Raw genomic sequence first — 12,332 nt, 5'->3', positions numbered from 1 at the left:
TGCCCTCAACGGCCGTCGTCGCCCCGCTCCAGCAGCGGGGCCGCGTCGGAGAGTACCCCGGAGATCCTGGCGAGCGTCGCGTCGTCCCGCTCCACGGCGTCCAGGACCGGGCCCGCGGCGGTGTTCCAGCGCCGGGCGACGGCCGCCGGGTCCTCGCCGGTCAACAGCCCGGCCGCCTGCGCCGCCGCGCCCAGGGCGACCAGTTCCTTCGCCTCGGGGATCTGCACGGGACGGCCCGAGAGCCGTCGGACGGTCTGCTGCCAGGCGGCGCCGCGGGCACCGCCGCCGATCAGCAGCAGCGGAGCCGAGCGGTCCGCGTCCTCGTCGAGGACCAGGTCGAGCGCGCCCAACAGGGCGTGCACGGCGCCGTCGTAGGCGGCCTGGAGGAGCTGGCCGGCCGTCGTGTCGTGGCGCAGGCCGTGCAGCAGCCCGGAGGCGTTCGGCAGGTTCGGGGTGCGCTCGCCGTCCAGATAGGGCAGCAGCGTGACGTCGGAGGCCGGCTCCACCGCCTCGCGGTCGAGGTTCAGCAGGGCGGCGACCCGGTCGACGGCGAGCGTGCAGTTCAGCGTGCAGGCCAGGGGGAGCCAGTCGCCCTGCGCGTCGGCGAAGCCCGCCACCGTGCCGGTCGGGTCGGCGGGGCGCCGCGTGGAGACGGCGTACACCGTGCCCGATGTGCCGAGGCTGAGCACCGGCACCCCGGGGCGCAGGCCGAGACCGAGCGCGGCGGCGGCGTTGTCACCGGTGCCGGGGGCGACCAACGTGCCCTTCGAGAACGGCAGGTCGTGGCTGTCGCGCACGGTGCCCGCCACCTCGCCGGGCCGCACCACGCGAGGCAGCAGCGCCGGATCGAGACCCACGCGCGCGAGGGTCTCCTCGTCGTACGACTCGCTCCCGGCCGCCCACCAGCCAGTGCCTGAGGCGTCGCCGCGGTCGGTGGTGCCCTGGCCCGTCAGCCGCTCGGTGAGGTAGTCGTGCGGCAGGCGCACCGCCTTGGTGGCGCGGACCGCCTCCGGCTCGTGCTCGGCGAGCCACGCCCACTTCGTGACGGTGAACGACGCGCCGGGGACGCTCCCGGTGCGCTCCGCCCAGCCCTTGGGACCGCCCAACTCGTCGACGAGACGGCGGGCCTGCGGCGCCGAACGCACGTCGTTCCACAGGAGCGCGGGGCGCACCGGCTCCCCCCGCTCGTCCAGCGTCACGAGGCCGTGCTGCTGACCGCCGATCGACACCGCGGCTGCCTCGTGCGCCGCCTCGCCGCACTGGCGCAGCGCCTCGCGCAGAGCGTCCCACCACTGGCGCGGGTCGCTCTCACGTCCCGCGCCGGTCGAGACGGTGTGTGGCGCCTGGCCGCTCGCGACGACCTGCCCGGTGGCCACGTCGACCACGAGTGCCTTGGTGGACTGGGTGGACGTGTCCACGCCGACGACGAGCGGACCCTCGGCTGCTGACATCGGGCTCTCCCTTTTCCGCGGCTCTGCGGTTCTAAGGCTCTGACCTGCTGCTTCGAGGGTGCTCCGGCCATATAGGCCGGGACCTCACCCCTTCGGGAACATCTTGTCCCTTCCCAGGGATGCGTCCGCATACTAATTTGTAAACCGCCATGACGAAATAGTCGCAAGCGAGCGAGGAGCCGCGGCATGAGCTACCAGCCCACCCCCGAGGACAGGTTCACCTTCGGCCTGTGGACCGTCGGCTGGCAGGGAAGGGACCCGTTCGGCGACGCCACCCGGCGTGCCCTCGACCCCGTCGAGTCGGTGCAGCGCCTGTCCGAACTGGGCGCGCACGGCGTGACCTTCCACGACGACGATCTGATCCCCTTCGGATCCTCGGACACCGAGCGCGAGTCGCACATCAAGCGCTTCCGCCAAGCCCTCGAAGCGACCGGCATGAAGGTGCCGATGGCGACCACCAACCTCTTCACCCACCCCGTCTTCAAGGACGGCGCGTTCACCGCCAACGACCGTGACGTGCGCCGTTACGCGCTGCGCAAGACGATCCGCAACATCGATCTCGCCGTCGAGCTGGGCGCCGAGACCTACGTCGCCTGGGGCGGCCGTGAGGGCTCCGAGTCGGGCGGCGCCAAGGACGTGCGGGCCGCGCTCGACCGCATGAAGGAGGCGTTCGACCTCCTCGGCGAGTACGTCACCTCCCAGGGCTACGACATCCGCTTCGCGATCGAGCCCAAGCCGAACGAGCCGCGCGGCGACATCCTGCTGCCCACCGTCGGCCACGCGCTGGCGTTCATCGAGCGCCTGGAGCGCCCGGAGCTGTACGGCGTCAACCCCGAGGTCGGCCACGAGCAGATGGCCGGGCTCAACTTCCCGCACGGCATCGCCCAGGCGCTGTGGGCCGGCAAGCTCTTCCACATCGACCTCAACGGCCAGTCCGGCATCAAGTACGACCAGGATCTGCGCTTCGGCGCCGGCGACCTGCGGGCCGCGTTCTGGCTGGTCGACCTGTTGGAGACGGCCGGGTACGAGGGCCCGCGCCACTTCGACTTCAAGCCCCCGCGGACCGAGGACCTCGACGGGGTGTGGGCGTCGGCCGCGGGCTGCATGCGCAACTACCTCATCCTCAAGGACCGCGCCGCGGCCTTCCGCGCCGACCCTGAGGTGCAGGAGGCCCTGCGCGCCGCACGCCTGGACGAGCTGGTCCAGCCGACCGCGGAGGACGGCCTCCAGGCACTGCTCGCGGACCGCGCGTCCTTCGAGGAGTTCGACATCGAGGGCGCCGCCGCGCGCGGGATGGCCTTCGAGCGTCTCGACCAGCTGGCCATGGACCACCTGCTGGTGGCCCGCGGCTGAGTCCGCGCATCAGGACAACTGCGCCTCCACGCGCGCGTGCGTGCGCCGCGCTTCCCGTCACCGAGAGGGAAGCGCGGCGCACGCCCTCGGGCCACCGGGCGAGAGGCGCACGCCGTCGGCGGCCCGAGCATCCGGACCGTCCGCCCGCCCACCGCTCCGCACGCACCTCAGCGGGCCTCATCGTCGCGCGGTACGGCACAGCTGGCGAGCTCGGTCGCCGGGTCCCGCGAAGGCCCGCCCGCGGGCACCCAACGCTCTTGCTCCCGACGGTAGGGCCACCAGCGCCCGTCGCGCCCCAGACGCAGCTGGGCACCGCCTCCGACGACCGTCCACCGGCTCGCCGCGAGACCCGCAGCACGGGCCGCTCGTCCGCCTCTCACACAGCCTCCAGCGCCGCACGCGCGCGTGCCAGCGCCTCACCGGAGGCGGACCACTCCTCGACCCACACGGCCAACCCGTCGGCACCGCCCACCCGCCAGGCCCGCACCGCCGCGGCCAACGCCTCCTCACTCCACCCGGCCCCTTCGGCGAGCCGCTCCAGCACGGCCCCGTCCACGACCCCGGCAGCCAGCCGCACCGCGTCCTGAGCGACTGTCAACTCCCCACACGACGAAGGCCCGCCGTCGCCCTGAAGGGCCTCCACGAGCAGACGCCGGGCTTCGACGTCAGGCACCTCGGCGGACAGCAGTGGGGCGAGCGCGGGTCAGGCCAGGGCCGCGCGGCGCAGCGCAGCGCCCGCAGGACGTCCATCCGCGCGCCCGCGCCGAAGCCCTCGCCAGGATCCCCGGACCAGACCCTGGCGGCGTCCCGCGTCAGCGTCGGATCGGCGACGGAGCGCACCTGGAGCACGGCGCGGAACGTCGGCGGCGTGTCGTCCGGCGCGGTGTCCTCAAGGCCGGTCACCTCGATCCGCAGGGAGAGCCGCACACCGGCGTCGTGACCTGCCGCCACCTCGGTGGCCCAGGCATGCTGCTCGGGAAGTGTGAGAGGTGGCCGCGTGGCGTAGGCGGGGACGCCCGTCACGAGCGTCGCCGCGGGGGAGCGGGGCAGCGCGGCGGCCACCGCGTCGAGGAAACCGCGCAGCAGCCGCTCGGGCTCGGACAGCCGCAACGAAACCCTGGCGTCCAGGGGACGGCGTGCGCCTCCGGGGGCATCGCCGCGGCCAGCCGACGGACGTGGTCGACATCCTCCGTGGAGAGCGGACCCACACGCCACGTACCGTGATCACTCGGCGACAGACCGGGTAGCAGCAGCCCTCGCGCCACGAACTGGAGGGCCAGCACCGCGGCCGCGCCCCAGAACGCGACCGCCTGAGCGTGCGCGTCGGCACGCGCACGCGTGAGCGCCGGCAGCGCCTCCCGCACCAGGACCACGACGGCCGGGTACCTCGACCAGGGCGACCCCGTCGCCGTCCGGGAGGGCGACCGCCAGCGTCTCGACCGAGCCGGTGGCGATCGACTGCGGTGCCGTCCCGTCCGTCCGCTGGAAGGCGACGGTGCCGGTACGCGCCGGATCGCCCGGGGTGAAGACGGCGCGGCAGCGGGCCAGTTCGGAGGTCTCGGAGGGTGTTGCCGCAGGGATCCTCTGCACGGAGATGCCGCATTGCTCACATGTGACTACTGGATCGGGGTCGCCGAGGGTGCAGCACCGGGACCGGTCCGTGACGCCCTCGCCCCGCAGGGTGACCGGCCCGAAGATCTGGGCCGCACGGCGATGAGGGAGGACCATGTAGGGGACGACTAGGGGTCGCATGTCAGGGACGTCTCAGGGTCGCCGTCGGAACCGTGCGTGGCGCGGAGCCGTTTTGAGAACAGAGAGCGGCCGTGGCCGCGAAGGAGGCGACGCACATGTCGATGAACACGAAGATCGCCGTGGGTGGTGTGGCGGTCGGGCTGATCCTGTTGATCTGGCTGCCCTGGTGGGCGGCGCTCCTGATAGTCCTGGGAGTGCCCGCCGCCGCGTACCTCACCTTGGACCCCGCCCAGCGGCGCAGGCTGCGCCGAGTCAGCCGCAAGGAGCTGGGCCGCTGAGACCTTCACGCGCGGTCACACCCTGACGCCGTCAGATGGGGCGGACGGCCATCTTGTCGAGTGCCTTCAGCAGGCCCGGCAACTCCGGCCCCCGCCCCACCGGCAGCACCTCGCCCGGCTCCTCGTCGAGGAGCACGAACGCGATGTCGTCGGTCCTGGCCACCAGCGACCAGCCAGGTCCGTCTGCCCGGAGGGTCCGTGCGTCACCCGGAGCGAAGGAGGAGCGGACCCGCCCGAGAGGCGGCGGGGACTCGACGTACGCGCGCGCCTCCGCGAGAACCCGGCGAACACCGCGCCGGTTCCCCGGCGCCGGGATGCCGGTGTCAGCGCCCCGCGAGCCCTGAAAGGCGGCCACGCCCTGGTTGTCGTCGTCCGGGGCGCCGCCACTGCCGTCGGTCATCTCGGCGGTGTCGGCGGTGTGGTCGGTGTCGGCGGCGCTGTCAGCGGATTCGGACACCGGGAAGTCCGTGTCGTCGAGCTGCTCCCGCCACACCGCCCACTGGAGCGCTATCTCGTCCGCGCCCAGGCGCCGCTGGGCAGGACCCCAGACGGAGGTGTCAGGCGGCGACAGCGGCGGACCGTCCGCGACGTCGGGTGCGGGATCGTGCGGCGCCGGAACATGCGGGGCCGCCACGGCGACCGCGAGAGGCCAGCCGGGGAGTGCGGCGACCACCGTGCGCTCTCCGGGCGACAGGTCGTACTCAAGACCGCAGTCCCAGGAGGCGATGGCGACAGCGACCAGCGAGACGTCGTCGACGACGACCGTCCACCGCGCACCGGCCTCGTCCTGACCGAGCACCAGCCCGTATCCGTCGGCGAGCGGCGCGAGGCCGAGCGCCGCGCAGGCCTCCGGGTAGTCGTCGCCCAGCACACTCGGGAACTTCGCCGGCGTCAGGAGCACCGCCGTGAGCACATAGAGCGCGTCGTCCGCGGCGGCGACGGCGTCCTCGTCCGTCCCGGCCATCCCAGCCTCCTCATCCGTTCGACCAACCGCGCGCACCCTAGTGCGCCGGCGAGCCCGTTGTCACGACCCCCCAGCGGCCCACCCGGAACCGCGGTTTTTCACCGCGACGGGGCGAATCGACCGCCCACTGGCCACCGCGAACACGCCGTCGGCCACCTTGAAGGGCCTGGGTGCGCGCTCGCGCGAGACCTCCGACGGCCGACGAGACAGCTCATGGACCACCCGGCCCGACGGCCTCGGACACGGCCGACGGCAGGTCCGCCGCGACCACCGGGAGTCAGCGCGCCCGCGCGGCCAGAGCCAGGAAACGCGTGTCCTCGTCCACGTACGACGTCATCCGCCACCCCGAACCGGCGAGCAGCGGGCGGAGGTTGGGCTCGGCGCGTAGGTCGTCCGGGGTGATCTGCCGACCTTGCCGCGCCGCCAGCGCCGCCCGGCCGATCGGGTGGAACAGCGCGAGCACGCCCCCTGGACGCACCACGCGCGCCAACTCCCGCAGATTCTCGGCCGGGTGCGGCAGATGCGCGATGAGACCGGCCGCGAACACGGCGTCCAGCGACCCCGTCCGCAGCGGCAGCGCGGCCACGTCCGCCACCAGCAGCCGTCCGTCACCGTCCCGGCCCGCCCGGACGGCGGCCTGGAGCATGGCCGGCGTCAGATCCGCGCCGACGACCACGCCCGAGGCCCCGACCGCCGCGCGCAGCGGCGGCAGCGCCCGCCCGGTACCGCAGCCCGCGTCGAGCACCCGGCCGCCCTCGCGCAGTCCCAGCGCGGCCACGGCGTCCGCGTAGGCGGGGCCGTCGTCGGGGAACCGGCTGTCCCAGTCGGCCGCGCGGGCTCCGAAGAATTCCTGGACGTGCGTGTGGTCGTCGCTCATGCCCCGCATGATCCCGCAGCGGCGGTCGTACGGGACGGTGCGCGGCGGCTCGACCTGCGCGCCGCCGCGAGCACCGCCCTCGAGCGACGCGTCGGTCAGCCCGCGACGGCCCGCTGAGCGAGGACCTTCCCGATCCTGAGCCGGACGAGCAGCTCACCGGGGACGCCGTTGCGTTCCCCGAACTCCTCCGCCCGGTCCGCGCCCATGTACCGCCCGCCGATCCGCGCGGACCAGCGCCTCAGCTCGTCCGGGTCCTCCGAGATCGCGACCCTGCCCTGCACCACCACGAAATCGAACGGCGGGCGGTCGTCGTCCACGCACAGGGCAGCCCGCCCGTCACGCGTCAGATTCCGCCCCTTGACCGTGGTGGCACCGGTGTTGAACACGATGTCGTCCCCGTCGAGCAGGAACCAGATCGGGGCCACGTGCGGGCTGCCGTCGGCCCGCACGGTCGACAGTTTTCCGGTGCGGGTTCCCTCGGAAACGAAGGCCCGCCATTCCTCGTCGGTCATCTTCTGTGCCATGGCTTCCATCCTGCTTGTCCGCGCGCCCATGGTGGGGAAGGCTTGCGGAGAGATCCTCCAGCCAGGGGGAGTCGGCACACGGGGAGACACAGGGACCATGGGGCAGAACCAGAAACTCGGCTGGCTGCTGGACGATCTGACGGAGCGCGTCGAACACGTGCGCCACGCACTGGTGCTGTCCAACGACGGACTGGTCACCGGGGCGAGCACGGGCTTACGACGCGAGGACGCGGAGCACCTCGCCGCGGTCTCGTCAGGACTGCACAGCCTCGCCAAGGGATCCGGCCGCCACTTCGGCGCGGGCGGAGTGAGACAGACCATGATCGAATTCGACGACGCGGTGCTGTTCGTCACCGCGGCCGGTGCCGGCAGCTGTCTGTGCGTGTTCAGCGCGGCGGAAGCGGACATCGGCCAGATCGCCTACGAGATGACACTGCTCGTCAACCGGGTGGGCGAACACCTCGCCGTCGATACCCGCGAACCCGAACACGCACCGGCAACAGAGTCCTGACCTGCACTTTTCTTCCCTTCCGTGGAGTTATCCACAGGGTCACCACGAGATCCGCCGAAGCGGCTACGGTTTTTCCGAGGCCGCGCGAACGGCGCGACCACGTACTCCACGGGGGAGAGCGACCATGTCCGGCGACACCGTCTCGACAGCGCACGACCAGACCTACGCACCCGCCAGAGCCGCACGCGAACTGACGCTCAGGCGCAGGGAGTTCGACCTCGCGGTACGGCTCGGGCACCTCAGGACCGTCCCCGACGAGGGCGGCGGCGGGCGGCGGGTGACCCACGCCGAACTCGACCGGTTGCGCGCCCAGACCGGGTTTCCCGACCTGCTGCGCGCCCGCGTCGAGACCGTCGGTACCAGAGAGGGCGCCGAACTGCTGGGTGTGTCACCGGGCAGGTTCACCCGCCTGGCACGGCTGGGCGTGCTGGTACCGGTGACGTTCTACCTCAACCGGTACCGCGCGGTCGTCTGGCGCTATCTGGCCGAGGAGCTACGGCAGGTCGCCGCCACCGACGACAACAAGCCACTCCTGACCGGGCGTACCCCGTCCGGACTGCGCGAGCAACTGGAGGAGGGACTGGACCTGCGGGCCCGGAACTGGCGGGGGCGCCATCTCGGGTTCCTGCTGAGGGAGGCGGACGGCCATCCCTGGGCTCGCGCGGCGGCCCTGGCGTCCCTGCTCGATCCCGCCCAGGTCGCCGAGATCGTCCCGGACCCCTACGAGCGCGCGCAGTTGGGCCGGTTCCTGCCCCGGGCCGCGCCCCACGGCTCACCCGGCTCGCCCACCGCGCACCTGGCCGAGCGCATCGCGACCGCCGTCGAACCGGACGAGATCGACTGGCTGCGGGCCGACCTGGCGCAGACCGTCGCCGAAGCCCGCGCCCAGGAGCCCGCACCCCGCCCGACACCGAGCCCGACCGCCCCGGCGGCACTGCTGGGCGAGGACGGCGGAACGGCGTTCGGGACCCTGCCCCCGCCGCCCCCACCACCCGTCGCAGTCCCCCGCGCCGGAGTGACGCACCGGCCGCGACCTCGCCGTCCGCGCGGACTGCTGGGCCGACTGCGCCGCGCGGGCCGCCGCCCGGTACCGCATCGGGAAGCGGAATACGGAGTGTGACCTACAGGGCCTGCGCGGAGCAGAGCGTGTGACCTACAGGGCCCGGAACAGCCCCTCCTGGACCACCGACACGAGCAGTCGGCCCTCCAGGTCGTAGATCCGTCCACGCGCGAGACCTCGGCCGCCGGTCGCGATGGGCGACTCCTGGTCGTACAGGAACCACTCGTCCGCACGGAACGGCCGGTGGAACCACATCGCGTGGTCCAGCGACGCCATGTCGAAGCTCCGCGGACCCCACAGCGGTTCGACGGGGATACGGACCGCGTCCAGCAGGGTCATGTCGCTGGCGTACGTCAGCGCGCAGGTGTGCACGAGCGGGTCGTCGCCGAGCGGCCCGACCGCGCGCATCCACACGGCACTTCGCGGCTCCGCGCCCCGGATGTCGTCGGTGTTCCAGCGCAACCGGTCCACATAGCGGATGTCGAAGGGCTGGCGGCGTGCCATCCGCTCGAACTGCTCAGGAAGCGCGCCCAGATGCTCCCGGACCTCGTCCGCCACGGTCGGCAGGGACTCGGGATCGGGAACCGTCCGGGCCGGCGGCAGCTGATGCTCGAACGGACCCACCTCGAGTTTGTGAAAGGAGGCGGTGAGATTGAAGATCGTGCGGCCCTGCTGCACACCCGTGACCCGGCGGGTCGTGAACGACCGGCCGTCCCGTACCCGCTCGACCTGGTACACGATGGGCACACCTGGCCGGCCAGGACGCAGGAAGTACGCGTGCAGCGAGTGCACCGGACGGTCACCGTCCGTGGTGCGGCCGGCGGCGACCAGCGCCTGGCCCGCCACCTGGCCACCGAAGACCCGTTGCAGCGACTCCTCCGGGCTGCGGCCACGGAAGATGTTGACCTCGATCTGCTCCAGGTCGAGCAGATCGACCAGTCTCTCGGCCGGGTTCGTCATGCGGGAACGTCTCCTTGGCTCAGAGCTGACCGACGGCGGTGACCCGCAGGACGGCACGGCCCTCCGCGTCCGAGGCAGCGAGGTCGACCTCCGCGCTGATGCCCCAGTCGTGGTCGTCGTTCGGGTCGTCGAAGATCTGCCGGACCCGCCAGATGCCGTCCTGCGGCACCTCCTGGATGACCAGCAGCTTGGGACCACGGGCGTCGGGGCCTGTCCCGAGGTCGTCGTACTCGTCCCAGTACTTGTCCATCGCCTCGCCCCAGGCGTCGGCGTCCCACCCGGCGTCGGCGTCCAGCTCACCCAGCGCGTCTACATGATCGAGAGCGGCCAGCTCGACCCGCCGGAACAGGGCGTTGCGGACCAGGACCCGGAAGGCACGCGCGTTGGTGGTGACCGGCTTCACCTCGTCGGCCTTCTCCTGCGCCTCCTCGGCGGTCATCACCTCCGGGTTGGCGAGCTGCTCCCACTCGTCCAGCAGACTGGAGTCGACCTGGCGCACCATCTCGCCCAGCCACTCGATCAGATCCTGGAGATCCTCCGACTTCAGATCGTCAGGGACGGTGTGGTCCAGCGCCTTGTAGGCACCGGCGAGGTAGCGCAGCACGATGCCCTCGGTGCGCGCCAACTCGTACAGCGACACCAACTCGGTGAAGGACAGGGCGCGTTCGTACATGTCACGGACGACGGACTTCGGCGACAGCGGGTGATCACCCACCCAGGGGTGGCTCTTGCGGTACGTGTTGTACGCGTGGAAGAGGAGCTCCTCCTGCGGCTTCGGGTAACTGACGTCCTGGAGGCGCTCCATCCGCTCCTCGTACTCGACGCCGTCCGCCTTCATCAGGGCCACGGCCTCGCCACGCGCCTTGTTCTGCTGGGCGGCCAGGATCTGCCGGGGATCGTCCAGCGTCGACTCCACGACCGACACCATGTCGAGCGCGTACGACGGCGACTCCGGGTCGAGCAGTTCGAAGGCGGCCAGGGCGAACGTGGACAGCGGCTGGTTCAGCGCGAAGTCCTGCTGGAGATCGACGGTGAGGCGCACCACGCGGCCCGTCGCGTCGGGCTCGTCGAGCTTCTCGACGATGCCGCCGTCCAGCAGCGAGCGGTAGATGGCGATCGCCCGCCGGATGTGCCGCAACTGCGCCTTGCGCGGCTCGTGGTTGTCCTCCAGCAGATGCCGCATCGCGTCGAAGGCGTTGCCCGGCCGGGCGATCACCGACAGCAGCATCGTGTGCGTCACCCGGAACCGGGAGGTCAGCGGCTCGGGCTCGGAGGCGATGAGCTTCTCGAAGGTGTTCTCCGTCCAGCCGACGAACCCCTCAGGAGCCTTCTTCCGCACCACCTTGCGGCGCTTCTTCGGGTCGTCGCCCGCCTTGGCGAGCGCCTTCTCGTTCTCGATGACGTGCTCGGGAGCCTGGGCGACGACGAACCCCGCGGTGTCGAAGCCGGCCCGGCCCGCCCGCCCGGCGATCTGGTGGAACTCCCGGGCGCGCAGGGTGCGCACCCGGTTGCCGTCGTACTTGGTGAGCGCCGTGAACAGCACCGTCCTGATGGGGACGTTGACGCCCACCCCGAGGGTGTCCGTCCCGCAGATCACCTTCAGCAGACCGGCCTGCGCGAGCTTCTCCACCAGCCGTCGGTACTTGGGCAGCATGCCCGCGTGGTGGACACCGATCCCGTGCCGGACGTACCGGGACAGGTTCTGGCCGAACTTGGTGGTGAAGCGGAAGTTGCCGATCAGCTCGGCGATCCGGTCCTTCTCCTCCCGCGAGCACATGTTGATGCTCATCAGCGCCTGTGCCCGCTCCACGGCCTGCGCCTGCGTGAAGTGGACGATGTAGACAGGCGCCTGTTTCGTCTGGAGCAGCTCGGTGAGAGTGTCGGTGAGCGGGCTGAACCGGTACTCGTAGGACAGCGGCACCGGGCGGGTCGCCGAGCGGACCACCGAGGTCGGGCGGCCGGTGCGCCGGGTGAGGTCCTTCTCGAACATGGAGACGTCGCCGAGGGTGGCCGACATCAGGATGAACTGCGCCTGGGGCAGTTCGAGCAGCGGGATCTGCCAGGCCCAGCCGCGGTCGGGCTCCGCGTAGAAGTGGAACTCGTCCATGACGACCTGGCCGATGTCCGCGTTCTTGCCGTCCCGCAGCGCGATCGACGCGAGCACCTCGGCGGTGCAGCAGATCACCGGCGCGTCAGCGTTCACGGACGCGTCACCGGTCAGCATGCCGACGTTCTCCGTGCCGAACAGCTTGCACAGCTCGAAGAACTTCTCCGACACCAGTGCCTTGATCGGCGCCGTGTAGAAGGTGACCTCGTCCCGGGCCAGCGCCGCGAAGTGCGCGCCCGCCGCGATCATGCTCTTGCCGGAGCCGGTGGGCGTCGACACGATCACGTTCGCGCCGGAGACCACCTCGATCAGCGCCTCCTCCTGGTGGGAGTAGAGCGTGAGACCGCGCTCCTCGGCCCACGACTCGAAGGCTTCGTAGAGGGCGTCGGGGTCTGCGGACTGCGGCAGCTGATCGATGAGGGTCACACACCCATCTTGCCTGGCCTCACCCCCCACCGGGGAATCGGCCACCCGGCCGAAGATCATGACCGATAC

The 12,332-nt window shown here is 71.8% G+C and carries 11 protein-coding genes and 1 pseudogene; 4 read left to right on the top strand and 8 right to left on the bottom strand.

What is annotated here, in order from left to right:
• Nucleotides 1–5: 5 nt before the first annotated feature.
• Nucleotides 6–1,451, bottom strand: a complete 1,446-nt coding sequence (gene xylB, locus DDJ31_RS04235) for a xylulokinase (RefSeq protein ID WP_127181632.1) — start codon at nt 1,449–1,451, stop codon at nt 6–8.
• A gap of 186 nt (nt 1,452–1,637) precedes the next feature.
• Between xylB and xylA the strand changes: the two genes are divergently transcribed.
• Nucleotides 1,638–2,804: a xylose isomerase gene (gene xylA, locus DDJ31_RS04230; RefSeq protein ID WP_127181633.1), complete on the top strand. Its 1,167-nt coding sequence runs from the start codon at nt 1,638–1,640 to the stop codon at nt 2,802–2,804.
• A 376-nt stretch (nt 2,805–3,180) separates the two neighbouring features.
• Here the strand turns inward: xylA and DDJ31_RS40000 are convergent, their stop codons facing one another.
• Together DDJ31_RS40000 and DDJ31_RS38890 are read right to left on the bottom strand one after the other, a co-directional pair.
• The gene (locus DDJ31_RS40000) at nt 3,181–3,402 is read right to left on the bottom strand and encodes a hypothetical protein (RefSeq protein WP_127181634.1); all 222 of its coding nucleotides are present in this window, start codon (nt 3,400–3,402) and stop codon (nt 3,181–3,183) included.
• Nucleotides 3,403–3,423: 21 nt separating this feature from the next.
• Nucleotides 3,424–4,394, bottom strand: a pseudogene (locus tag DDJ31_RS38890) (ATP-dependent helicase); the annotation flags it as partial.
• Between the two features lie 257 nt (nt 4,395–4,651).
• On the opposite strand from DDJ31_RS38890, the gene DDJ31_RS04215 reads away from it, so the two are divergent.
• Nucleotides 4,652–4,834, top strand: coding sequence for a hypothetical protein (locus DDJ31_RS04215; RefSeq protein WP_127181636.1), 183 nt, complete (start codon nt 4,652–4,654; stop codon nt 4,832–4,834).
• A 31-nt stretch (nt 4,835–4,865) separates the two neighbouring features.
• Here DDJ31_RS04215 and DDJ31_RS04210 read toward each other — a convergent pair whose 3' ends face one another.
• From DDJ31_RS04210 to DDJ31_RS04200, 3 genes are all read right to left on the bottom strand, one after another.
• Nucleotides 4,866–5,798: a hypothetical protein gene (locus tag DDJ31_RS04210; protein WP_127181637.1), complete on the bottom strand. Its 933-nt coding sequence runs from the start codon at nt 5,796–5,798 to the stop codon at nt 4,866–4,868.
• 277 nt (nt 5,799–6,075) lie between these two features.
• Complete coding sequence (locus DDJ31_RS04205) at nt 6,076–6,675, bottom strand: class I SAM-dependent methyltransferase (protein WP_127181638.1); 600 nt, start codon at nt 6,673–6,675, stop codon at nt 6,076–6,078.
• A 95-nt stretch (nt 6,676–6,770) separates the two neighbouring features.
• Nucleotides 6,771–7,199: a PPOX class F420-dependent oxidoreductase gene (locus tag DDJ31_RS04200; RefSeq protein ID WP_127181639.1), complete on the bottom strand. Its 429-nt coding sequence runs from the start codon at nt 7,197–7,199 to the stop codon at nt 6,771–6,773.
• Between the two features lie 97 nt (nt 7,200–7,296).
• On the opposite strand from DDJ31_RS04200, the gene DDJ31_RS04195 reads away from it, so the two are divergent.
• Nucleotides 7,297–7,710 carry a roadblock/LC7 domain-containing protein gene (locus DDJ31_RS04195; protein ID WP_127181640.1) on the top strand — a complete coding sequence of 138 codons (414 nt, stop codon included), beginning with the start codon at nt 7,297–7,299 and terminating at the stop codon, nt 7,708–7,710.
• A gap of 124 nt (nt 7,711–7,834) precedes the next feature.
• Complete coding sequence (locus DDJ31_RS04190) at nt 7,835–8,830, top strand: DUF6397 family protein (RefSeq protein ID WP_127181641.1); 996 nt, start codon at nt 7,835–7,837, stop codon at nt 8,828–8,830.
• Nucleotides 8,831–8,863: 33 nt separating this feature from the next.
• Here DDJ31_RS04190 and DDJ31_RS04185 read toward each other — a convergent pair whose 3' ends face one another.
• Nucleotides 8,864–9,730 (bottom strand): acyl-CoA thioesterase, encoded by an 867-nt coding sequence (locus tag DDJ31_RS04185; RefSeq protein WP_127181642.1) that lies wholly within the window; start codon nt 9,728–9,730, stop codon nt 8,864–8,866.
• A 19-nt stretch (nt 9,731–9,749) separates the two neighbouring features.
• Nucleotides 9,750–12,263: a DEAD/DEAH box helicase gene (locus DDJ31_RS04180; RefSeq protein ID WP_164785049.1), complete on the bottom strand. Its 2,514-nt coding sequence runs from the start codon at nt 12,261–12,263 to the stop codon at nt 9,750–9,752.
• Between the last annotated feature and the right edge of the window lie 69 nt (nt 12,264–12,332).

The sequence above is a fragment of the Streptomyces griseoviridis genome, from assembly GCF_005222485.1.
Lineage (GTDB): Bacteria > Actinomycetota > Actinomycetes > Streptomycetales > Streptomycetaceae > Streptomyces > Streptomyces hintoniae.
The sequence above is the reverse complement of the archived record's forward strand: the minus strand, read 5'-3'. Positions and strand labels throughout refer to the sequence as shown.

Coding starts and splice junctions, on each gene's coding strand:
- DDJ31_RS04215 (WP_127181636.1), top strand. CDS start 4,652: ATGTCGATGAACACGAAGATCGCCGTGGGTGGTGTGGCGGTCGGGCTG.
- xylA (WP_127181633.1), top strand. CDS start 1,638: ATGAGCTACCAGCCCACCCCCGAGGACAGGTTCACCTTCGGCCTGTGG.
- DDJ31_RS04195 (WP_127181640.1), top strand. CDS start 7,297: ATGGGGCAGAACCAGAAACTCGGCTGGCTGCTGGACGATCTGACGGAG.
- DDJ31_RS04190 (WP_127181641.1), top strand. CDS start 7,835: ATGTCCGGCGACACCGTCTCGACAGCGCACGACCAGACCTACGCACCC.
- DDJ31_RS04185 (WP_127181642.1), bottom strand. CDS start 9,730: ATGACGAACCCGGCCGAGAGACTGGTCGATCTGCTCGACCTGGAGCAG.
- xylB (WP_127181632.1), bottom strand. CDS start 1,451: ATGTCAGCAGCCGAGGGTCCGCTCGTCGTCGGCGTGGACACGTCCACC.
- DDJ31_RS04200 (WP_127181639.1), bottom strand. CDS start 7,199: ATGGCACAGAAGATGACCGACGAGGAATGGCGGGCCTTCGTTTCCGAG.
- DDJ31_RS04210 (WP_127181637.1), bottom strand. CDS start 5,798: ATGGCCGGGACGGACGAGGACGCCGTCGCCGCCGCGGACGACGCGCTC.
- DDJ31_RS04205 (WP_127181638.1), bottom strand. CDS start 6,675: ATGAGCGACGACCACACGCACGTCCAGGAATTCTTCGGAGCCCGCGCG.